The sequence below is a fragment of the Streptomyces javensis genome (assembly GCF_039525925.1).
GTDB classification, from domain to species: Bacteria; Actinomycetota; Actinomycetes; order Streptomycetales; family Streptomycetaceae; genus Streptomyces; species Streptomyces asiaticus.
This window is the reverse complement of sequence record NZ_BAAAIF010000073.1, coordinates 34,959-53,372: the sequence shown is the minus strand read 5'-3', so window position 1 is coordinate 53,372 and position 18,414 is coordinate 34,959. Positions and strand designations below refer to the sequence as shown.

20 protein-coding genes and 4 pseudogenes are annotated in these 18,414 nt (G+C 67.5%); 6 read left to right on the top strand and 18 right to left on the bottom strand.

What is annotated here, in order from left to right; genetic code table 11:
* Nucleotides 1–217 precede the first annotated feature (217 nt).
* Together ABD329_RS39825 and ABD329_RS39820 are read right to left on the bottom strand one after the other, a co-directional pair.
* Nucleotides 218–1,198 (bottom strand): annotated as a pseudogene (locus ABD329_RS39825) (CehA/McbA family metallohydrolase).
* 188 nt (nt 1,199–1,386) lie between these two features.
* Nucleotides 1,387–1,842, bottom strand: a pseudogene (locus ABD329_RS39820) (transposase); the annotation flags it as partial.
* Nucleotides 1,843–1,895: 53 nt separating this feature from the next.
* Between ABD329_RS39820 and ABD329_RS39815 the strand changes: the two are divergent.
* On the top strand, nt 1,896–3,980 hold the full coding sequence (locus tag ABD329_RS39815; RefSeq protein ID WP_198278206.1) for an ISAzo13 family transposase: 2,085 nt from the start codon (nt 1,896–1,898) through the stop codon (nt 3,978–3,980).
* 15 nt (nt 3,981–3,995) lie between these two features.
* On the opposite strand, the pseudogene ABD329_RS39810 reads toward ABD329_RS39815, so the two are convergent.
* The 3 genes and pseudogenes from ABD329_RS39810 to ABD329_RS39800 form a co-directional block, all read right to left on the bottom strand.
* Nucleotides 3,996–4,829: pseudogene (locus ABD329_RS39810) on the bottom strand (IS256 family transposase); the annotation flags it as partial.
* Nucleotides 4,830–4,881: 52 nt separating this feature from the next.
* A pseudogene (locus tag ABD329_RS39805) lies at nt 4,882–6,561 on the bottom strand (ISAzo13 family transposase).
* Between the two features lie 54 nt (nt 6,562–6,615).
* Nucleotides 6,616–7,737 (bottom strand): Gfo/Idh/MocA family protein, encoded by a 1,122-nt coding sequence (locus tag ABD329_RS39800; RefSeq protein ID WP_198278207.1) that lies wholly within the window; start codon nt 7,735–7,737, stop codon nt 6,616–6,618.
* A gap of 62 nt (nt 7,738–7,799) precedes the next feature.
* Here ABD329_RS39800 and ABD329_RS39795 point away from each other — a divergent pair, with 62 nt between their 5' ends.
* Nucleotides 7,800–8,186 (top strand): winged helix-turn-helix transcriptional regulator, encoded by a 387-nt coding sequence (locus ABD329_RS39795; RefSeq protein WP_198278208.1) that lies wholly within the window; start codon nt 7,800–7,802, stop codon nt 8,184–8,186.
* 382 nt (nt 8,187–8,568) lie between these two features.
* On the top strand, nt 8,569–9,219 hold the full coding sequence (locus ABD329_RS39790; protein ID WP_198278209.1) for an SMI1/KNR4 family protein: 651 nt from the start codon (nt 8,569–8,571) through the stop codon (nt 9,217–9,219).
* A gap of 71 nt (nt 9,220–9,290) precedes the next feature.
* On the opposite strand, the gene ABD329_RS39785 is transcribed toward ABD329_RS39790, so the two are convergent.
* Both ABD329_RS39785 and ABD329_RS39780 read right to left on the bottom strand, forming a co-directional pair.
* Nucleotides 9,291–11,273: a hypothetical protein gene (locus tag ABD329_RS39785; protein ID WP_198278210.1), complete on the bottom strand. Its 1,983-nt coding sequence runs from the start codon at nt 11,271–11,273 to the stop codon at nt 9,291–9,293.
* A 619-nt stretch (nt 11,274–11,892) separates the two neighbouring features.
* Entirely contained in the window at nt 11,893–12,102 is a 210-nt protein-coding gene (locus ABD329_RS39780) for a MarR family transcriptional regulator (protein ID WP_425574434.1), read from the bottom strand.
* Between ABD329_RS39780 and ABD329_RS39775 the strand changes: the two genes are divergently transcribed.
* Nucleotides 12,053–12,424 (top strand): FHA domain-containing protein, encoded by a 372-nt coding sequence (locus ABD329_RS39775; protein ID WP_246618594.1) that lies wholly within the window; start codon nt 12,053–12,055, stop codon nt 12,422–12,424. The genes ABD329_RS39780 and ABD329_RS39775 overlap by 50 nt on opposite strands.
* On the opposite strand, the gene ABD329_RS39770 is transcribed toward ABD329_RS39775, so the two are convergent.
* Nucleotides 12,378–12,554: a hypothetical protein gene (locus tag ABD329_RS39770; protein ID WP_246618595.1), complete on the bottom strand. Its 177-nt coding sequence runs from the start codon at nt 12,552–12,554 to the stop codon at nt 12,378–12,380. The two genes, ABD329_RS39775 and ABD329_RS39770, sit on opposite strands and share 47 nt — an antisense overlap.
* Before the next feature lie 52 nt (nt 12,555–12,606).
* Nucleotides 12,607–12,897, bottom strand: coding sequence for a hypothetical protein (locus tag ABD329_RS39765; RefSeq protein WP_198278216.1), 291 nt, complete (start codon nt 12,895–12,897; stop codon nt 12,607–12,609).
* A 197-nt stretch (nt 12,898–13,094) separates the two neighbouring features.
* Here ABD329_RS39765 and ABD329_RS39760 point away from each other — a divergent pair, with 197 nt between their 5' ends.
* Nucleotides 13,095–13,523 (top strand): hypothetical protein, encoded by a 429-nt coding sequence (locus ABD329_RS39760; RefSeq protein ID WP_198278211.1) that lies wholly within the window; start codon nt 13,095–13,097, stop codon nt 13,521–13,523.
* 598 nt (nt 13,524–14,121) lie between these two features.
* On the opposite strand, the gene ABD329_RS39755 is transcribed toward ABD329_RS39760, so the two are convergent.
* The 9 genes from ABD329_RS39755 to ABD329_RS39715 all read right to left on the bottom strand — a co-directional run bounded on the left by ABD329_RS39755 (nt 14,122) and on the right by ABD329_RS39715 (nt 17,914).
* Entirely contained in the window at nt 14,122–14,310 is a 189-nt protein-coding gene (locus tag ABD329_RS39755; RefSeq protein WP_198278212.1) for a hypothetical protein, read from the bottom strand.
* Between the two features lie 143 nt (nt 14,311–14,453).
* A complete protein-coding gene (locus ABD329_RS39750) occupies nt 14,454–14,915 on the bottom strand; it encodes a hypothetical protein (protein ID WP_198278213.1) in 462 nt (153 codons plus the stop codon).
* Entirely contained in the window at nt 14,915–15,751 is an 837-nt protein-coding gene (locus ABD329_RS39745; RefSeq protein WP_344317682.1) for an Lsr2 family DNA-binding protein, read from the bottom strand. The genes ABD329_RS39750 and ABD329_RS39745 overlap by 1 nt, the downstream gene beginning before the upstream one ends.
* Nucleotides 15,752–15,762: 11 nt before the next feature.
* The gene (locus ABD329_RS39740; protein ID WP_344317681.1) at nt 15,763–15,942 is read right to left on the bottom strand and encodes a hypothetical protein; all 180 of its coding nucleotides are present in this window, start codon (nt 15,940–15,942) and stop codon (nt 15,763–15,765) included.
* Between the two features lie 22 nt (nt 15,943–15,964).
* Nucleotides 15,965–16,249 carry a hypothetical protein gene (locus tag ABD329_RS39735; RefSeq protein ID WP_344317680.1) on the bottom strand — a complete coding sequence of 95 codons (285 nt, stop codon included), beginning with the start codon at nt 16,247–16,249 and terminating at the stop codon, nt 15,965–15,967.
* Nucleotides 16,246–16,704 carry an ASCH domain-containing protein gene (locus tag ABD329_RS39730; protein ID WP_344317679.1) on the bottom strand — a complete coding sequence of 153 codons (459 nt, stop codon included), beginning with the start codon at nt 16,702–16,704 and terminating at the stop codon, nt 16,246–16,248. Before ABD329_RS39730 ends, ABD329_RS39735 begins: the two co-directional genes overlap by 4 nt.
* Entirely contained in the window at nt 16,701–17,378 is a 678-nt protein-coding gene (locus ABD329_RS39725; protein ID WP_344317678.1) for a GGDEF domain-containing protein, read from the bottom strand. The genes ABD329_RS39730 and ABD329_RS39725 overlap by 4 nt, the downstream gene beginning before the upstream one ends.
* A 170-nt stretch (nt 17,379–17,548) precedes the next feature.
* Complete coding sequence (locus ABD329_RS39720) at nt 17,549–17,674, bottom strand: hypothetical protein (RefSeq protein ID WP_344317677.1); 126 nt, start codon at nt 17,672–17,674, stop codon at nt 17,549–17,551.
* On the bottom strand, nt 17,675–17,914 hold the full coding sequence (locus ABD329_RS39715) for an AAA family ATPase (protein WP_344317683.1): 240 nt from the start codon (nt 17,912–17,914) through the stop codon (nt 17,675–17,677).
* 24 nt (nt 17,915–17,938) lie between these two features.
* Between ABD329_RS39715 and ABD329_RS39710 the strand changes: the two genes are divergently transcribed.
* Entirely contained in the window at nt 17,939–18,412 is a 474-nt protein-coding gene (locus ABD329_RS39710; RefSeq protein WP_344317676.1) for an HIT family protein, read from the top strand.
* Nucleotides 18,413–18,414: the final 2 nt, after the last annotated feature.

Here is an 18,414-nt window from a genome sequence, read left to right as displayed (position 1 = left end):
GCCTGACCGGCGAAGCCACCATCTCCTGGCGCGATCCGAAAACCGTCACTAAGCAACCAATTCCGGGATGAAACACTGGGAGAAAACGACCTCTTACACCAGTTCAACGGCTCCGGTCCGCTACGAAAGACGCGCCGACCTACATCAGGGCCTGCTCGAACTGGCCTGCAGCCTCATCTGCCTCTGTCGCCTGCGCACCTCACGGTGAAGCGAGCGGTCAGTTGAGGACGATCGGATTGGTGAGTGCGGCGACGTGCCCGTTGGAACGGCGGACCTCAATGCGAACGAACGCCGAGTGCACCGCCGTCGTGTCCCACTGCACCACCCCCGCCTCGTCAGCAGGGAGAGACGCCCGGTGAACCTTCCCTCGATCGGTGTGGAAGCTGACGGTCCCCATTGGCACACCTCGTACTGCTGCCTGCACTTCCACCTGCCCACCATGAGTCGCGAGCCGTTCTCCCACCCCGACAACGCGACCATCGGCATTGGCGGTGAACGACACGTACACGTCCGCCGACTCGGCGATCCAGCTGCGGCCGGCACGGATTCCGGCCAAGACCGCCTCGGTGCTCAGCTCCTCGGCGAAGACCACGGTGTGAGGGATACCGATCTGCCCTTCCAAGTGGGTGTCGCTGTTGCCCATCGCCGGCCGCCACGAGCCCGTGCGGATGTCCGCCGCGAGGCTCCGCCCCCACTCCGTCAGAGCTGCCTCGTTGTCAGCATTCCAGGGCCGGTCCGAAGTCCACAGTCCGTTCCACACCTCCACCACGTCGAAGCCCCGGAAGGGGAACATGAAGTCGCCCGACGGGTAGGGCGCATGCGGGTGCGCGGCCACGCACAGGCCCCCTACTCGATGGACCTGATCCAGGAACTTATCAACCAATCCGTCCCTGACCTGGTGATTTCAGTCGACGACCTCGCCGGGATTGATGCCGAGCGCGAGCCAGTGCCCGGTCTTCGTGGTCACTTCCTCACCAAGGACGATCAAGAAGTCATCGGCGGCCAAATGCCCCCATGCACCCGGGGTCGCGGCTGAGTTGTGCTCCGTCGTCGCGATGAAGTCGAGCCTGGCGGCGCGCGCCCGAACGGCCAACTCTTCAGGGGTGAGTTCCCCGTCTGAGTGGACGGAGTGGACATGACAGTCCCCGCGATACCACGCCGCCCCGCGTCCGACCGCCCGCGCCGACGGGAAGCTCAAGCTCGACAAGGTTCCCTCCCCCCAAAAGTCCTGTCGAGCCAACGCGCAGGCAGGGCAAGCAGTTCCGTCGCATCATTGCGCAGCATCTCAGCCGAAAGGTCAGACCAAGATCTCATTCTGAAACGATCAGTTAGGGCGTGCAGATCTTTAAGGGTCTGTCAAACGAGTGGTGTAACTGGGGCTGATGGTTACTGACGGGCTGCGGAGAGGCGGCCGTCGAAGGTGATGTCGAAGGCGTTCAGTGCGGTCTTCCAACGCATGGTCCAGCGTGCCTGGCCCTTGCCGGTGGGGTCGAGGGACATGATCGCCATGTAGACGCACTTCAGGGCGGCCTGCTCGTTGGGGAAGTGGCCGCGAGCCCTGACCGCCCGGCGTATGCGGGCGTTGGCCGACTCGATCGCGTTCGTCGTGCAGACGATGCGGCGGATCTCGGTGTCGAATCGCAGGAACGGGATGAACTCCTCCCAGGCGTTCTCCCACAGCTTCACGATCGCCGGATACTTCCGGCCCCAGGCATCGGCGAACTCGGCGAACCGCTCCAGGGCGGCCTCTTCGGTCGGCGCCGTGTAGACGGGCTTCAGAAGCTTGGCGATCTTGTCCCAGTCCTGGCGGGCGGCATAGCGGAAGGAGTTCCGCAGCAGGTGAAGCTGTAAAGAATCAACCCGTTGCTTTCATCAGACAAGTTCGTTGCTCTGGTATGAGCTTCGCCGACGACGTTCTGGATCAGCTTGCGCTGCGGTTCCAGGTCGTTTTGCCGCACCTGAACGAACGTCAGCGGCGTCTGATGCTGGCCCAGGAGGCGCGACTGCTCGGACACGGTGGAGTACGGGCCGTGGCGCGGGTGGCCGGGGTGAGCGAGAGCACGGTCCGCAACGGGGTGTTCGAGCTGGAGGCCGGTGGGGAACCGCTGCCGGACGGCTGCGTCCGGCGCCCCGGGGGTGGCCGCAAGCCCGCCGAGGAACAAGATCCGTTTCTGGTTCCGGCGTTGCTGAAGTTGGTGGAGCCGGACGAACGGGGTGATCCGATGTCGCCGCTGCGCTGGACCACCAAGTCCCTGCGCAATCTCGCAGAGGAGCTGACCCGGCAGGGACACCAGGTCTCCGCTCCGACCGTCGGTCGGCTTCTGAAGGGGCAGGGCTTCAGCCTGCAGGCCAGCGCCAAGGCGCTGGAGGGCAAGCAGCACCCCGACCGGGACGCGCAGTTCCGCTACATCAACGAGCAGGTCAAGGAGCACCAATCCGGCGGTCAGCCGGTGATCAGCATCGATGCCAAGAAGAAGGAACAGCTGGGGCAGCTGCCGAACCCCGGCCGGCAATGGCGCCCCGCCGGCGATCCGGTGCAGGTGGAGGACCACAGCTTCTACTTCATCGGCCCCGACGTCGACGTGGCGATACCCTTCGGCATATACGACCTGGCCCACGACAGCGGCTGGGTGAACGTCGGCACCGATCACGACACCTCGGTGTTCGCCGTCGAGTCGATCCGTCGCTGGTGGCGGGCCCGCGGGCGGATGGACTACCCGGATGCCGACAGATTGTTGATCACCGCGGACTGCGGAGGGTCCAACAGCTACCGCTACCGGTTATGGAAGGCCGAACTCGCCGCGTTCGCCGCCCAGATGGGTCTCACGGTGACCGTCTGCCACTTTCCGCCGGGCACTTCGAAATGGAACAAGGTCGAGCATCGGCTGTTCTCCCACATCACCATGAACTGGCGTGGCAGGCCCCTGACCAGCCACGAAGTCGTGGTCAACAGCATCGCTGCGACCCGCACCCGGACCGGCCTGCGCGTTCACGCCGAGCTGGACACCGGGACCTACCCGGTGGGAATCTCCGTCAGCCGCGAGCACTTGCGCTCTCTGCCGGTCACGCCCCATGACCAGCACGGATCCTGGAACTACACAATCGCCCCGGCCGGTGCCGCCGGCGACTGCGCGACCAACACGAGCGATCGGGACCAGAGCAGGTCGCAGGTTCTGGCGATGCTCTCCGACCCGCGTCTGAGCGGCATGACCTCCTCGGAACTGGAGACACTGTGCGCCCAACTGGCCCCCGCGCAAGCTGCCCAGGCCGAACAACGCAAGTTCCAGCAGCGCGGCGGCCGCCGTCTGAAGGCCCCCGGAGCACACGGCAGACCCCTGCTCTCGAACGCCGACCGCATCCTCATCACCGTGATCTACCTACGCCGCGTCTGCTCCCAGAAGGTTCTGGTCGATCTACTCGCCATCAACGCGGTCACGATCGGCAAGGTCATCAGTGAGACCCGCACTCTCATGGACGCCCAGCAGGTCACCGTCTCGCAGACCGCGCACTACTTCTCCTCCGCCCAGGAGCTGCGCGACTGGGCGGAGGACGGCGCGACCACCAGGCGGATGGAACTCTCCCAGACTCTGTCTCACCCCGCCCTCACTGGTCTGTCCCGCCCGGACTTCCAGGCTCTGCTCGATCGGATCACCGTGCCCTATCAGGCAGCTCTCGAACATCGTCGTCATCGCCAGCGCGGTGGTGATCGGCGCCCGGGAACCCGTGGTGGCGTCTTCCGTCAAAAGATCACCGACGCGGACCGGATCCTGGTGACGGTCCTTTCCCAGCGAGCCCTATGCGACCAGCAAGCCCTGGCCACCTTGTTCGGTGTCAGTCGCGGCACCATCCGCAACGCCATCGAGGATGTCCGTCCCCTCCTCGAACAGGACACGTACGTCCCGACGCTCGCCGAACGACGCTTCGCCACGGCCACCGACGTACTCGCATCCGTCACAGAAGATGGTGAAACACCATGTTGATTCTTTACAGCTTCGGTGCACCACGCAGGTCTGCACGATCGTCCGCGGCCAGAGGGTCTCCACTGCCTCGGGCAGGCCCTTGAGCCCGTCGCAGACGAGCATGAGCACATCACCGACGCCGCGGTTCTTGATTTCGGTGAGGATGTGCAGCCAGTGCTTGGCGCCCTCGCCGCCGTCGCCGGCCCATAGTCCCAGGATGTCGCGCCGGCCCTCGGCGGTGACGGCCAGGGCCACGTAGATGGGCCGGTTGGCGACCGCGCCGTCGCGGATCTTCACGTGGATGGCATCGATGAAGACCACCGGATAGACGGCGTCGAGGGGGCGGCTCTGCCATTCGGCCATGCCCTCCAGCACCTTGTCCGTGATGGTGGAGATTGTCTGGCGGGAGACCTCGGCACCATAGACCTCCGCCAGGTGGGCCTGGACCTCGCCGGTGGTCAGGCTCTTCGCGGCCAGCGAGATGACCATCTCATCGACGCCGGTCAGACGCTTCTGCCGCTTCTTGACAATCTTCGGCTCGAAGGAGCCGTCGCGGTCGCGGGGCACGGTTATCTCCACAGGTCCGACATCGGTCAGGACTGTCTTGGAGCGTTTGCCGTTGCGGGAGTTGCCGCCGTTCTTGCCCGCCGGGTCGTGCTTGTCATAGCCGAGGTGGTCGGTGATTTCACCCTCCAGGGCGGACTCCAACAGCCGCTTGGTCAGCTGCTGCAGCAGCCCGCCCTCACCAGTCAACTGCAGACCCCCGGCCTGGGCCCGGCCCACCAGCTCGTCGATCAACTGGTCGTCCACGGCCTTCGCCGGCACAGCCTCCACGGGCTCGACAGAGCCGGACACGTTCTCACTGGTCATCGATGCATCTTCCATGATCGGGAGTTACACCGAACGTTTTACAGTCCCATCTTTAACGTGCTTTCTTGATCTTGCTGTGGTTAAGGAACGTCGCGATGTCGGATGGTGTGCGAAAGCGAGCGGTGGAGGCGCTGATGGGATGGTCGTGCGCTTCCAGGAGGGGGCGGACTTCCTGGCTCGCGCGGCTGATGGTTGGGGCGGTGACGCCGAAGAGTTGGGCGAGGAGATCCATGGGGGCGATCTTGCGCAGGTGGAGCACGGTGACCAGGACTCGCTCGGCTGGGGTGAGTTTGGCTTTGGCACCTGTGACGGGGGCCACCAGGCGTTCGCGACCGCGGCGCGCGCGAAGCACGTGCTCGCGTTGAAGTTCCATCGAGGGAGTCAGCGTGTCGATGAGGTCGCTGAGTTGCTGGCGGGTCATGCCGGTCAGCTCCGGGGCCTGCAGGGAATACGGCGTGAGTTGTTGTGATGTCTTCGTCGGCGCCTGGCCCGCTGCGTTGTTTGTGGGCGTCGCACCTTCGGGCAGTTGGGGACGGAGAGTGTAGTTCCAGTCGCCGTGGAATGGGCGCCGTGTGATCGGCAGGGTGTCGATGTCCTCGTCGCTGACCTGGATTCCGGTGGGGTACCGGCCGGTGTCCAGTTCGGCATGCACCGTCAGGCCGGTCTTGGTGGTGGTCGCAGCAATACTCTGGACGATGACTTCGTGGCTGGTCAGGGGCCTGCCGCGCCAGTTCATGGTGATGTGGGAGAACAGTCTGTGCTCGATCCGGTTCCACTTCGATGTTCCGGGAGGCAGGTGGCAGACGGTGATCGCCAGGCCGGACTCGGTGGCGAACTAGGCAAGCTCAGTCTTCCAGGTGCGGGTGCGATAGCCATTGGAGCCGCCCGCGTCGGCGGTGATCAGCAGCCGGTCGGCCGTCGGATAAGTAGTCCGTCCGGCGCCGTTCCACCAGCGTCGGATCGATTCGACGGCGAACGCGGCGGTGTCGTGGTCGGTGCCCACATTGACCCAGCCGGTGTTCGCGGTGATGTCGTAGATCCCGTAGGGCACGGCCTTGCCCAGCTCGCGGTCGGGGAAATCGTGGGTGTCGACTCGCACTGGTTCACCCTTCGGCTCCCATTCGCGGCCGTTGTTCTTGAAGAGGCCGACCAGTTCCTTCTTCTTCGTGTCCACACTGATCACCGGAGCCCCGTCGTCCCGGTGGTTGCGGGCCTGCTCGTTGAGGTAGTGGAACTGGGCGTCCCGGTCGGGGTGCTGCTTGCCCTCCAGAGTTTTGGCGTTGCTCTGCAGGCTGAAGCCCTCCTCGCGCAGGAGGTCGCCCACCGTGTCCGCGGAAATCTTGTGGCCCTGGCGGGTCAGCTCCGCTACGAGCTTGCGGGTTGATCTGGTGGTCCAACGCAGCGGCGACATAGGATCACCGCGGATGTCCGGCTCGACCAGGGCGAGCAGCGCGGGCCGGAGCCGGGGATTCAGATCGGCGATCCGCTTGCGGCCACCGCCGGCCCTGCGGACCCGCCCCAGCGCAGGCTCCCCGGAGTCGAGTTCCCGTACTCCGAGCGACACCGTCGCCTCCCGGACACCCGCAGCCCGAGCGACCGCTCTGATCCCGCCGTGACCGAGCGACCGGGCCTCCGCTCCTATCAGCAGACGTCGCTGCCGCTCGTTCAGATGCGGCAGGATCGCCCCGAACTTCGCCGCCAGCACTGCCCGTTGCATTTCCAGCCCACCCATACCAGAACAGCGATCCACCGAACGGAAAGCCACGGGTTAAAGATCTGCACGCCCTTAGAGGCGGATCCGCGTCCCCGAATCCCCCGACCGCTCGATCGCGTCAAGCAGCCGCTGCCGCCGCGCCGCGTGCGTGAAGTCCGGGGCAAGCGCCGTGCCCTGGGTCAGGTCAGCGTGGATCTGGGCGTACTGGGCGCCCACGTTGTAGGCGGGGCTCCTCCACAGACCGGCAAGTTCCGGTACGTCCGAGTAGCGGGCGGGCAGCGGGATTTCGGTGAGGGGAGCGGCTGTGCCCCGGGCGCCGTGGACGGTGAGCGCGGCCTGCTGAAGGTGGCCGTGGTCGCCCGTGATGACGAGGTCCCCCTCGGTGCCGTTGATCTCCCAGTGGAAGTTCGTGCCCCGGGAGAGCCCGGCGCGGAAGTGCAGCGAGGCGACCGCGCCCGATGCAAGGCGGCCGCTCACCGCGACCTGGTCGTGCACGGACATCGCGGCCGCGCGGCCCGTGCCCTCCTCGTGCACCACGGGCCGCCGCGTTGCGAGCGTCGAGGAGACCTCAGTGAACTCGCCAAGCACCTGGGCTACGGCGTCGACGGTGTGCCCGAAGGGGATCGTCAGCATGGTGCCGCCGTTCTCGCGGTCCAGGAGGTACGCGCCGCCCGGCTCGAAGGTGGCGCCCCACCGGCGCCCCGACGCCACCAGGCTGGTGGAGAGGACCTCGCCCACGTACCCGTCGGTGACCAGGTCCCGCACCTGCCGCACCACGGGCGCCGAGCGGGCCTGAAGCCCGGCGAACGTCCGCACTCCGGCCTTCGCCGCGGCGGCCGCGAGCTCCTCTGCCTCGGCGAGCCCGTTGCCCAGCGGCCACTCGCAGAGCACCGCCTTGCCCGCGCCGAGTGCCGCGAGGATCACCTCGCGGTGCAGCGGCACCCGGACGCTGACGACCACGAGGTCCACCTCGTCGCTCGCCACAAGTTCCGCGGTGCTACCGAAGGCGAGCGGCACCCGGTACTTCTCGCCCGCCGCTCGGGCGGACTCGGCGCTCGAGGCCGAAAGGGCGCGCAACTCGTACCCCTTGAGGCGGGAGAGAGCGGGCAGGTGCGACTGGGGAGCCCAGCCGCCGCGGGCGGAGAGGCCGACAAGGCCAACGCGGACAGGGGCGGAAGCAGCGGTCGAGTTCATGCCGCGAACGTACGGATACCCCCGTACTCACCTGCAAGGGCACCAAGTATATTTTGGAAACCATGACAGCTCAGAGGCGGTTTTCCGACATGGCCGAGCGCGCGTACCGGCACGACATCTACGCGCTGCTCTGCCCGGGCCGTGCCGTCTTCGAACTGCTCGCCAACAAATGGACGGGCCTGGCCATCACCGCCCTGGCAGGCGGCCCCCGCCGCTTCGGCGAGCTCCGCCGCAAGCTGGAGGGCGTCAGCCCCAAGGTGCTCACCCAGACCCTGCGGCGCCTGGAGGACAGCGGCCTGGTCGTGCGCACCATCTACCCGGAGGTCCCACCGCGTGTCGAGTACGAGCTGACCGAACTCGGCCGCGGCGCCCTGGAGCCGCTGGCCCATCTGCGCACCTGGATCCGCGCCAACACCGGCCGGTTCGCTTCCGAAGGGCTGGGGGAATGAGCGGCCGAGCTGCCTGTCGAGTTCTTCATCGCTCTCGCCGCCGCGATCATGACCGTCTGTAGCCTCATCCACCGGGCATGGACCCCTCTGTCGCTGGCCCAACCGCCCCCGAAGCCCATCCGGTGACCTACTGGCGGACGCTCTAAGACAGAGTGCAGCGCTGGCCCAGAAGGGCTCAATATCACGGCGTGATAATTGGAGCACGGCAGAGTGGCGGGGGAGTGGGGGCTGCTGGTGAAGCCGCTCGGTCCCGGGTGGGCTGGGCTGGTTGTGGCTGCCGGAGGGCCGCCAGGGACCTCGATCTGCGCCCAGGCCCTGTGCAGGGCCGCACCGGATGTGGTCTTCCCTCTTTCAAATCCGCGCCCTCGGTACGGTGAGCCCCATGACCGACGACATAACGCGGATGGCGGAAGCGTGGGCTCGCATCGAGGCGTGGCTGTGTGAGTATGCTCCGGCTTCGGCCGCCCTGCTGCGGTCTCCCGCTGGCGAGGAGGAGATCGCAGTTCTGGAGGAGGAGATCGGACTGCGCCTGCCGCCCGTGCTGCGCGCCTGGTATCGGCTCCACGACGGTGCGATCGGTTCCTGGCCCGAGGACGACATTGAAGAGTGGGCGGTGGCCGGCTGGCTCCCGATGCACCGGACGTGGCTGAGGCTTGAGGAGGTCAGGCGCCTGTACCTGACGCAGGTCCAGGACTGGGAGCGCGAGCCTGGTCTGATCCCGATTGCCTGCAACCCCGGCGACGGCTGGTACGGCTTGTATCTCGACGCCCGTGAAGGCGAGCCCACTTATGGGAACCTCGGCACCTGGGCGGTCGATCAGGAGAGCGAGCCCCTGCCGGGCGGCACCGATGGCTGGCCGCTTGCGGACTGGCTGGAGGCCACCGCTGTGGCCTTGGAGGAGCGTCGCTGTCTGCGGATGCCGGATGGCACCGAGAACATCCATGAGATGCCGGTGTTGAACCGGGGTGGACTGGACTGGGTCCACGCCCGTACCGGTGTTGAGGACGGCATGCGGCGCCTTACGGACCTGTAGGCGATCACGGCGGGCGGTGCGGCGAAGGGAGGCTGCTTCGCCGCACCGGCCGCTTGTGTTTCAGGGGTGCCTTACGGCTTGGGGACAGTGCATGTCACGGTCGCCTTGCTGGCGTCGCAGTGCGCGAACTCGGGGAAGGCCACCCAGTACTCGTCCTTGTCCAGGAGGTGGAACTTGCCCGAGGCGGAGAAGTTCCCGGGGAACCCGGCCATCGAGCCGGAGTTGATCCAGCCCGACATCGTGGAGCGGCCGCAGACCTCCTTCCAGGTCGGTGCGGTGGTGCGGATGTCGTCGTACAGGTGCCATTCCCCCTGGGTGGCGCGGGTGGCGTAGGTCTGCACGCACTGGTCGCCGGAGGTGACCTCGTTCAGGCCGCCTTTCGCAGCCGGCATGCCGCCGCTGTTGTAGGAAGCGGCGTAGGCGAACTCGTCGCAACTCGCCGAGTCCTTGTTGTTCGGTGTCAGCTCCGGCACGGTGGTGGCGTCGGGGTTGCCGGACTTGGCTGCCCAGCCGTCCGGGCAGATCACCTTCCGGTTGTCTTCGGGGTCGTGGTTGGTGGCGTTCTTGTCCGCCTTTGGCAGGAACAGCATCGGCTTGCCTGCCGCCTTGCTGCCAGGGTGGTTGGGGAGCTTGGACTGTATGAGCCAGGCGTGGGCGACCGCGGGCGGGTACTTCTTGAAGTTCATCACCCACGTCGGCTTGTACTCCGAGAACACGCATCCGGGCTTGGCGGGGTCGGCAACCTTGTCGCAGCGGATATCCAGGTCGGGGGTGGAGGTACCGAGGTTTCCGGCCCACTTTTCCAGCGTGCCCGGGGTCGTGCCCCACAGCTTCCAGATCATCTGCACCGACGCCACGTTGCTGGTGTCCGTACCCGACGCGGTATGCGTGAAGGTGGCGTACGCCGTATGCCAGTCGGTACCGGTCGTGGACCAGGTCGGTGCTCCGGTCCACTGGGGTGCGCTGGTGGAGCACTGCGGGGTGCAGCTGAACTCCGGCGTCATGGTCAGCGGTCCCCACTCCGAGAGGCCGCCCTCGAAGTCCTTGAAGTCGACCGGGACCAGCCAGAACCGCTGCTGGAAGGTGGTCGAGGCCGGGTCAAGCTTCATCTGGATCATGGAAGCGAACGTGGCGACGCCGACCTGGATGATCTCGCCGTTGGGCAGCTTGCTGTAGGTGCGGCTGTGGATCGGGGTCGCCTTCTTCAGGCACGCCTCGGTGCGCTTGAAGTAGTCCGTGCCCACGAGGAGGTTGTGGCACCATTCGAACAGATCATCTGCGTCCGTCGTGGTACGGAGGCGCTTTTGCACCTGGGCTCGCTGGTCCTTGGTCAGGTCACCGGGCTCGCCCATGGTCAGGCAGTGGATCGTGTTGTTGCCGGTGTCCGTACAGCCTTTGCCCAAAGGCGCCGGGAGCACGTTGGGGGATGCGAGCGGTGGCTCCGGGTCGGGTACGTTGCGGCGCCCCTCCTGTGGTTCCTGGTAGGCGTCCAGGTCGACCTTCGGCGCGTTCTTGTCCGGCTCGGGGAGTTTGATGTCCACGGACCGGCTGCGGATGCGGAACTTCGCCCACGGTGACCATGTCGTCTCATACAGGCTGCCGTCGTAGGCGGAGGTGTGGAAGGTGTAGGTCGTGCCCGGCTTCAGCTTCCCGTAGGGGACGGTGACCTCTGCGGTCGTCCCGGACCCCACGTAAGGGGACACCAGGGCGCCGTACGGGTTGTCGTCGGTGAGCTTGACCTGGTCCTTCGGGTTGCCGCTGGCGTCGGTCGTGTAGACCTCGAAGGTCAGGTTGGCCTTGTCACCGTCGGCGTCGGTCACGGTGTTGCGCAGTACGGTGGTGGTCCGGTCGACATTCCACACCCCAGAGGTCTGGGTGAACGTCGGCCCGGCCTGAGGATTCTTGCCCGACACCGGACGGCTGGCCGCCACCAGGCCCGCACGCTCTGGGCCGGCCGCCGGGCGCGCGGACGGCGCACCGTCAGGGTCAGGGTTGGGGATGAAGTGCACGCCGGTGGGAGCCGGTTGAACGGCCGCGGCGGTTCCGTTCGCCATGGCCAGGGGTGCTACGGCGAGCAGCGCGGCGCCGACGGCGATACGCGATAAAGCGCGTCTTAATCGTCTGTCTGTAGTCAAGTGGTTGGTCCTCTGGTCCCGGATGCAGGGCTGGTCGGTCACTGATTGCGACATCTGTTCGATGTCGAACGCATCATTCCTATACGGACCGTGACCCGAGGACTACGGGACCAACAAGGCGAACAGGGCGATCAGTTCAATGAGGACGTGACGATCAGCACGGTTTAGGCAGGGTTGTACGCGGCGGGATGACGGTCCAATAACGCTACGGCGCGGAGGCGAGGGATAGCTCCGAGGTCAGAAGCGACTGGGCGGGGAGGAGGGGAGCACCGCAGAGCTGGGTGGTGCCGACCCCCGCGTACTTCACGCCCGAGAGGACTGCCCGCCACCGCGGCGGCCGGCCGCTGGGTGCTTCTCAGTGCACTTCCCCGCCACCCAGGCCCTCTAGCCACGCCAGTTGCTGCGTCAGAAGCCGACCGAGCAAGGAAGGCGCAGCCGACTCCGGCACGGGCCACCTGCAACTGGTGCGCCGCACGCTTCCTGATCCGGGCACCGTTGGCCGAACATCTTGATCGCGAAGCGGGGAGAAGCAGGCGCCTCAGTCATTGGGGTCTTGGCGGTGTCGGTGACTGATGCGTCGCGCTGTCCAAGCCCGGACGGTATCCGCGAACCAGTACGGCTTGCCCTCATCCACCACATCGGGGGTCAGCAGCAGTCCGTGCTTGCGGTAGGCGCGAACGATCTCCGCCTGCACACCGATGTGTGCTGCGATCTCCTTGTACGACCAAAGCGGTTCGGTCGCAGTCAGCAGATCTGAAGAAGAGGAAGCGGCGCCCGCGGCGTACGTCCTCAGCCGCCGCACCACCTGCCTGGTCGGCCGAGCGAGCGAGTACGGGATCAGGCTGGCCCCCACCGAGACTAAAGCCTCCCGGCACCACTGCCTGCTCGACGTCAATCCCCCGCATGGGCGGGTGCGGGACCTCGGCAGCAGCAACAGCACCTATCAACGGCGAGCGGCTGGCGCCAGGACCGGTCGGCCGGGACTTGGCCGACGGCGACGCGATCCGCGTCAGCGGCGCGGTACTACGCGTCTCCGTCCAGGCGGAGGAGCACCCAACCGCGCACGCTGACGCGCGGGACCCCGTCAACGCACTGCACATGCTGCTCGACGCGGCCGAGGCTGGAGAACCGGAACTCACCGGCATCCGCAGCTACCAACTGCTCCAGGAACTCGGCCGCGGCGGACAGGGTGTCGTCCACCTCGCCCGGAATGAGGAGACCGGCGAACTCCTCGCCCTCAAGACCCTGGGCCTCACCGGTTTGTCGCCAGCCACGTCATTGCCGCACCGAGCGGCTGCTGCACCGCCGCGTACCCGCCCTTCGACCCCAGACCCTCTGCCCCATATTGGTCCGCCAGGCGCTCCGCGCGCCGGATCAGCCGCACCGGCTCCGCATACGCCGACGCATCCTCCGCAGTGAGCGCGATCCGCAGACGCTTCGCCGCCTTCAGCTTGGCCGTCATCAACTCCTGACACGACGGCGCATCTGTACAGCCGCCCTCATCCACGGCCTGATACGCGGCCAGCGCATCATCCACCGACATCGCCGGAGTGGCTGCTGGCGGCGTCGCGGCGGGCTTCCGGTCTTTCCCGGACCCGTCCCCACCGTTATCCTCACCGCACCCCGCCACCCCTGCGGCGATCACCACTGCAGCCGCCCACGTCCCCACTCTGCGCATACTCCTCATGCCGCGCATGATCCCACCCAGAGCTATACGTCGTGACCGGCCGATCCGGCCGCATGAGTGCCGACTCCTGGGGTCACGAGGTCTGCCGTCTCGCCATCGAGCTGAAAGGCCGACGCCATCCTGGTCTCGAGGACAACTTCGGCGGCGACACGGCTAAGCAGATCATCACCCAAGCATGGAGAGACCTCCAGCACGATGGCCAGGCCAAGGGACTCCTCATGCCAAACGTCATCGAGATCCACGCCAAGCAGGGCAAGCGCCTCAAGGTCGAGCCCATCGCGCAGATCTACGCCCAGGGCCTCGTCTACCACCTGGGCGAGTTCCCCCACTTCGAGGGACAGCTGGTCATCTGGATCCCCGGCATGGACTTCCCCCGATCGCATCGCCGCCGCGGTGCACGCGCTCACCAAGCTGGCTACCCCCGCTGCGGCGGCGACCGGCACACCTCATACGCCGACCACAGATTGTCTGGTCACCGGTGACAACAATCCCGACAACATTCCTCGGGACGTCGTCCATAGGATTCACCACCAAGGATTCCTGTAGGAATCGCCTGCCGATCCCCGCAGATCGGCCTACAGTGGAGCCCGTCAGTGGCACAAAAGGATGTGCATGCACCACATGATGCGTCCGGCGTGTGCTGACAGGGGCGGGGCCCCGACCGCGTGTGCGAGCAGGGCCCCAATCGGATGGACTAGCTGAATTGGGGCGCCTTCACTCCTCAGCCACCCAGCAGCCACTGGGCTACGGCTAAGACGAAGGACCAAAAGCCCCAGTTCAGCGGTTTCCTGCGCATCATTTCTCACCTCCCCTCACGTGATGGAGAGGGGAGTAGCGATGCATAGTCCACCGTGATGATGACCTTACGTCGAGTTACGCCCTCTTGAGGCAGGTACCGCGAAATCTCCCGAGAAGCTTGTGCCCACGGCAATATCCGCCGCGCGTGCCCGTACCCCGTGACCAGGCGCGGGGCCTGACTTCGGCGGGGCGCAGCTGCACGGTGGCGGCCACGACGGGGTCCGTCGTGAAGTCCTGGACGTGGCCGCGGGGCAGGACGCGGCTGGGCAGGATGCGGTGGCCCTAGACGCGCCGATGGTAGGCGTTCGTGACGGCCAGGACGTGCCGGTCGGTGAGGTGGCCTAAGGCCAGCAGTCCTTCGCATTCCAGGCCGGTGGGGGTGACGGGGATGCCGTAGTGGGTGTCGAAGATGTCCTCGGTGCCGGTGAAGGAGAAGATCGCGCCGGGTCCGGCGTCGGTGAATGCGGTCATGGGCCGTGGGCTTTCCTTTGTCTGCGGGTGGTGTGGCGGCGGAGCGCCGTGCCCGCACAGGCGGGCACGGCGCTCGGGGTGTGCTGGTGCTGACGATGGGCGCGTTCTGCTCTGGGGTGGGCTGTGCTGCGGTGTGGTGGCCGTCAGTGGGGACTGCCGTTTTCGTAGGCGTCGATGAGGTCGCTGATGGCGTCCGGGTTCGGTGCCTCGCCGACCCAGGCGCCGTGCTCGGTGAAGACGGGCACGGTCGTGGTGTCGGCGTCGAATACGCAGCGGTAGGGGCCGTACCGGTCGAGGACCATGCCGTGCAGGGCTCCCATCGGCGCGGCTGCCAGGACCTCCAGGGCATCGACGCTGAGATGGATGGGTGCGGCGGCGTCGGGCTGGGTGAGGAATCCCGTGACGCGCAGCAGGTCGCCGGGCTGGACCTCGGTGAGCAGCGCCTGCGCGATGCGGGGGTCACTGGTGGCGCAGGCCCAGACGACGTCGTCCACGGCAGTGTCGGTGGGGGAGACGATCAGTTGAAACCGGGCGGTGCCCGGGCTGTCGCCGGGTGTGGGGAGCGTGTCGAGGTAGCTGTCGACGTCGAGGTACGTGGTGTCCATCAGTCCGCCTCGGCCAGGTTGGCGGCGGAGCGGGCGGCGTCGTAGGCGTCCAGGACGGCCTTGGCCGGGGTGCCCCGGTCGGCGACCCGGTGGCCGTTGGCCCGCGCCCACGTCCGGATCGCGGCAAGTTCCTCCTTGCTGCGCCTGCCCGTGGGGACCGGGGCCGGGGTGGGGGACAGGGGTGTGGTGGCGCGGCCGCTGGTCTTCACCTCGCGCAGCTTCGCCTGTGCGGCTTCCAGTTCGGCCTTGGCCTTGGCGACCCGTTCTTCCGCGTCCCGCTGTGCGGCGTCAGTGGCGTGGCGTTCGGTCAGCTCGGTGAGGTCGCTGCGGACGCGGGCGGCGCGGTTGCGGATGCTGGCGGCAGTGTGGTTCTCCGCCCAGGTGAGCAGTGCCTCGATGCCGTCGGTGACCGCCGTGTCGTTGGGCGCCGGGACAGCTTCCTCCGGCGTGGTAACACCGTCGCCCGTGTCCGGGGCGGCGGGCAGGCCGGCATGCTGCACGGCTTCGGCGAGTTCGCTCTCGGACAGTCCGAGCGTGCTGCGGACGTGCTCGGGGGTGTCGCCGTTGTTGAGCATGGAGGCGGCTACGGCGGTGAAGGCCTTGTCGGGCATGGGGGCTCCGGTCGTCGGGGTGTCGGTGGTGGGGAGGTGGGGCAGCAAGCGCACGAGATCGTCCTCGCCGCGGGGCAGTCCGAGCGCGCCCAGCAGCTCGGCGAGGTCGTCCTTGTCGCGGGCGCGGCGGGCGATCAACGTGGAAGCGGCGGCGGCCTGGCCGGGGCTGTTGGGGGTGAGTTGGAGGGCCTCGGCTTCGAGGGCCTCTTTCATGTCGGTGAACATGGCCGGCCCCCCTATGCGGCGCTGGTGCGGGGCTTGCGCTGGGCGAGGGCCAGGAGCTCGCGGTTGCGCTTTTGCTGGTCGGGGGTGAGCGGCTGGGGTTTGGCCGTGCCGCGGCGGCGCCAGTTCGGGTGAGCGGGGGGCTCGGGGTAGGCGAGGGCGGGGTCGACGTCGTGCTGCGGGGTCCTGCTCAAGAGGGGCCTCCAGGTGGAGGGTTCAGATGTGGTCGTCGGCGCGCTGGCGTTTGGGCTGGATGTCGGAGGCGAACCGCCCCTGGCGTCGGGCTTCGGTGGGGTTCGCGGCGATCCAGTTCTCAGCGCACGCCTTGTGCGCGGGCTCGCCGTAGTGGGAGCGCATGGGCGTGGGCTGGTCGCACAGCACGCAGGGGCGGTCCTGCCAGCGGTCGAAGTGCTGGCTGTCGCGCCATTCGAGGAGGCCGCCGGGAGCCGGGATCAGGCCCGGCTCGAACAGCGGCTTCTTGTTCTTGCGTCGCGTGCTCACGGCCGGAAGGCGGGCAGTTGCTGAAACACCTGCGCCACCAGGTCCGGCGACGGCTTCCAGGGACCGAGCTGTCCGCCGGCAGGAACGGGCAGGGCGAGCTCCTGGATGTCGGCGAGCACCAGGTGCCACACACCGGGCTTCGCCCACTCGGTGCAGGGCCGTTCCCCGGCGGGGTCCTGGTGGCAGTCGGTGATGCGGGCGATTCCGATCACGGCGCCGGTCGGCATCTGGCGGCCGTGGATCGTGCGGGCGACCAGCGGGATGCGCAGCGCGGGCCGGTCGATCCGCTGGCCCGCGTGCAGCAGCACCCAACCCGGTTTCCAGCCCGGCTTCCGCTGCCCGGAGCGGTTCTCGATCGTCTTGGCGCCGGTGAGGATGCAGGTGGCCCACGGCTGCTTGATGGTGATGCCGCGGATCCAGTCGCCTTCCGGCAGCACGGGCTTGGCGGCGCTCATGCGGCTCGTCCCCACAGGTGCGTGCCCGGGCGGCCCGCGCGTCGGCCGTTGACGGACGGCACCGTCGCGTGCTTCTTGGTGGCGAGGTGCGCGCGGCCGGAGTGCTTGCCCTCGTAGAGGGCCGCGTCGGCGGCCCGCTGCAACAGGGACAGGTCGCGTGTGCCGATCGCGTCCGGGGCCGCGGCGCCGACCGAGGCGGCGACGTCGATGACCTGACCGTCCTCGAGGGTGACCGGGGTGTGCAGCATCCGCACCAGCTGCTCGAGGCGTGCGTCGCGGCGGCCGCGGGGGAGAGGCAGCACGACGGCGAACTCGTCACCGCCCAGCCTGCCGACAGCCGCGCCGCGTCCGGCCCAGGCCGTGAGCCGGTCGGCGGTCGCCCGCAGCACCGCGTCCCCGGCCGGGTGGCCAAGCGAGTCGTTGACGTCCTTGAAGTGGTCCTGGTCGACCAGGATCAGGCACACGTCGTCGCCGTGGCGGCGCAGGACCTGCCGGGCCCGGGCGGTGTAGGCGTCACGGCGCAGCAGTCCGGTGAGCGGGTCCTTCTTCGCGGCGGCCAGGCGCCGGTGCAGGGCGATGGCGTGGACGGTCCAGCCGGTCATCGGGATGGCGGCGGTGGTCAGTAGGAGTGCGCGCTGCCCGATTCGGGCCTGTGCACGCAGGACGGAGTCCATACTGGGAATCTCCCTCTCGTCTCGTACGGGTTGGGAAGGGCCCGGGGCAGGCGAACTGGTTTGGACGCCGATGTGCGCCTGTCCCGGGTTGATCTACAGCTCGAGGTCGCCGTTGTCGGCAGCGCGGACTCGGCTGTACGGGTCGTTCCAGCGGCCGGGCGCCGCCGGGCTCACCGCCCTGCTCCCGCCGTGACGAGCTGCGAGGCCAGGTAGACGGTGCCGAAGCCTTCGGCGAGCAGCTGCTGGCGGGTGAACGTCAGCTCATGGAGTTCGCGTACGACGTGGGCCGGAACCACTCAGTCGCGGGAGGCGTTCTGTGCTTCCACCGTGGCGAGCGGGACGTCAAACGGGACTGCTGCGGTGGGGCGTTGCCAGTAGCGGGCACGGGCCAGCAGTCCGGCTCTCAGATGCAGCATGACGTTGGTGGAGTCGAGGAGCATGATGAGGCCCCGGGCGAGTCGCACGTCCAGGAGCAGGTTCTGGATCTCGGCTGCGACCGGGGTAGCGGTCTGGTTGCGGAATAGCTCCTGGTTGATCAGCCGTGTGTAGGGTCGCTGATCATGACTGATGACTGGCGGAAGGACCGGATCGGTAGCGCCCTTCGGGGTGAGAATCCGACGGTGCTCCGAAGGTTGAAGGCCGGGTTCGCAGTGGTCGGGGACGTTCAGTTCCTGCCCGGATACTCGGTGCTGCTGGCGGATGCTCCTGCTGTTCAGCGACTGTCGGAGCTTCCTCGGAGTAAGCGGCTGGCGTTCCTAGCTGACATGGACAGGCTCGGGGAGGCCGTCGAACGCGCCTGCAGCCGGTTGGATCCTGCCTTCCGGCGGGTCAACCTTGAGATTCTCGGGAACACCGACCCGTTCCTGCATGCGCATGTGTGGCCCCGGTTCGAATGGGAGCCAACCGAACTCGTGAGTAAGCCCGTGTGGCTGTATCCGCGTGAGCGGTGGAGCGAGGAACGGTATGCACTCGGCCAGCAGCACGACGCCTTGCGCAAGGCGATCGGTGAGGAGCTTGACCGGCTCGCAGGCTGACG

What these genes read in the sequence shown, in the direction of transcription:
- ABD329_RS39815 (WP_198278206.1), top strand. Translation starts at nt 1,896, where the DNA reads ATGAGCTTCGCCGACGACGTTCTGGATCAGCTTGCGCTGCGGTTCCAG.
- ABD329_RS39800 (WP_198278207.1), bottom strand. Translation starts at nt 7,737, where the DNA reads ATGAACTCGACCGCTGCTTCCGCCCCTGTCCGCGTTGGCCTTGTCGGC.
- ABD329_RS39795 (WP_198278208.1), top strand. Translation starts at nt 7,800, where the DNA reads ATGACAGCTCAGAGGCGGTTTTCCGACATGGCCGAGCGCGCGTACCGG.
- ABD329_RS39790 (WP_198278209.1), top strand. Translation starts at nt 8,569, where the DNA reads ATGACCGACGACATAACGCGGATGGCGGAAGCGTGGGCTCGCATCGAG.
- ABD329_RS39785 (WP_198278210.1), bottom strand. Translation starts at nt 11,273, where the DNA reads ATGGCGAACGGAACCGCCGCGGCCGTTCAACCGGCTCCCACCGGCGTG.
- ABD329_RS39775 (WP_246618594.1), top strand. Translation starts at nt 12,053, where the DNA reads ATGTGTGCTGCGATCTCCTTGTACGACCAAAGCGGTTCGGTCGCAGTC.
- ABD329_RS39765 (WP_198278216.1), bottom strand. Translation starts at nt 12,897, where the DNA reads ATGTCGGTGGATGATGCGCTGGCCGCGTATCAGGCCGTGGATGAGGGC.
- ABD329_RS39760 (WP_198278211.1), top strand. Translation starts at nt 13,095, where the DNA reads ATGAGTGCCGACTCCTGGGGTCACGAGGTCTGCCGTCTCGCCATCGAG.
- ABD329_RS39755 (WP_198278212.1), bottom strand. Translation starts at nt 14,310, where the DNA reads ATGACCGCATTCACCGACGCCGGACCCGGCGCGATCTTCTCCTTCACC.
- ABD329_RS39750 (WP_198278213.1), bottom strand. Translation starts at nt 14,915, where the DNA reads ATGGACACCACGTACCTCGACGTCGACAGCTACCTCGACACGCTCCCC.
- ABD329_RS39745 (WP_344317682.1), bottom strand. Translation starts at nt 15,751, where the DNA reads ATGTTCACCGACATGAAAGAGGCCCTCGAAGCCGAGGCCCTCCAACTC.
- ABD329_RS39730 (WP_344317679.1), bottom strand. Translation starts at nt 16,704, where the DNA reads ATGAGCGCCGCCAAGCCCGTGCTGCCGGAAGGCGACTGGATCCGCGGC.
- ABD329_RS39725 (WP_344317678.1), bottom strand. Translation starts at nt 17,378, where the DNA reads ATGGACTCCGTCCTGCGTGCACAGGCCCGAATCGGGCAGCGCGCACTC.
- ABD329_RS39710 (WP_344317676.1), top strand. Translation starts at nt 17,939, where the DNA reads ATGACTGATGACTGGCGGAAGGACCGGATCGGTAGCGCCCTTCGGGGT.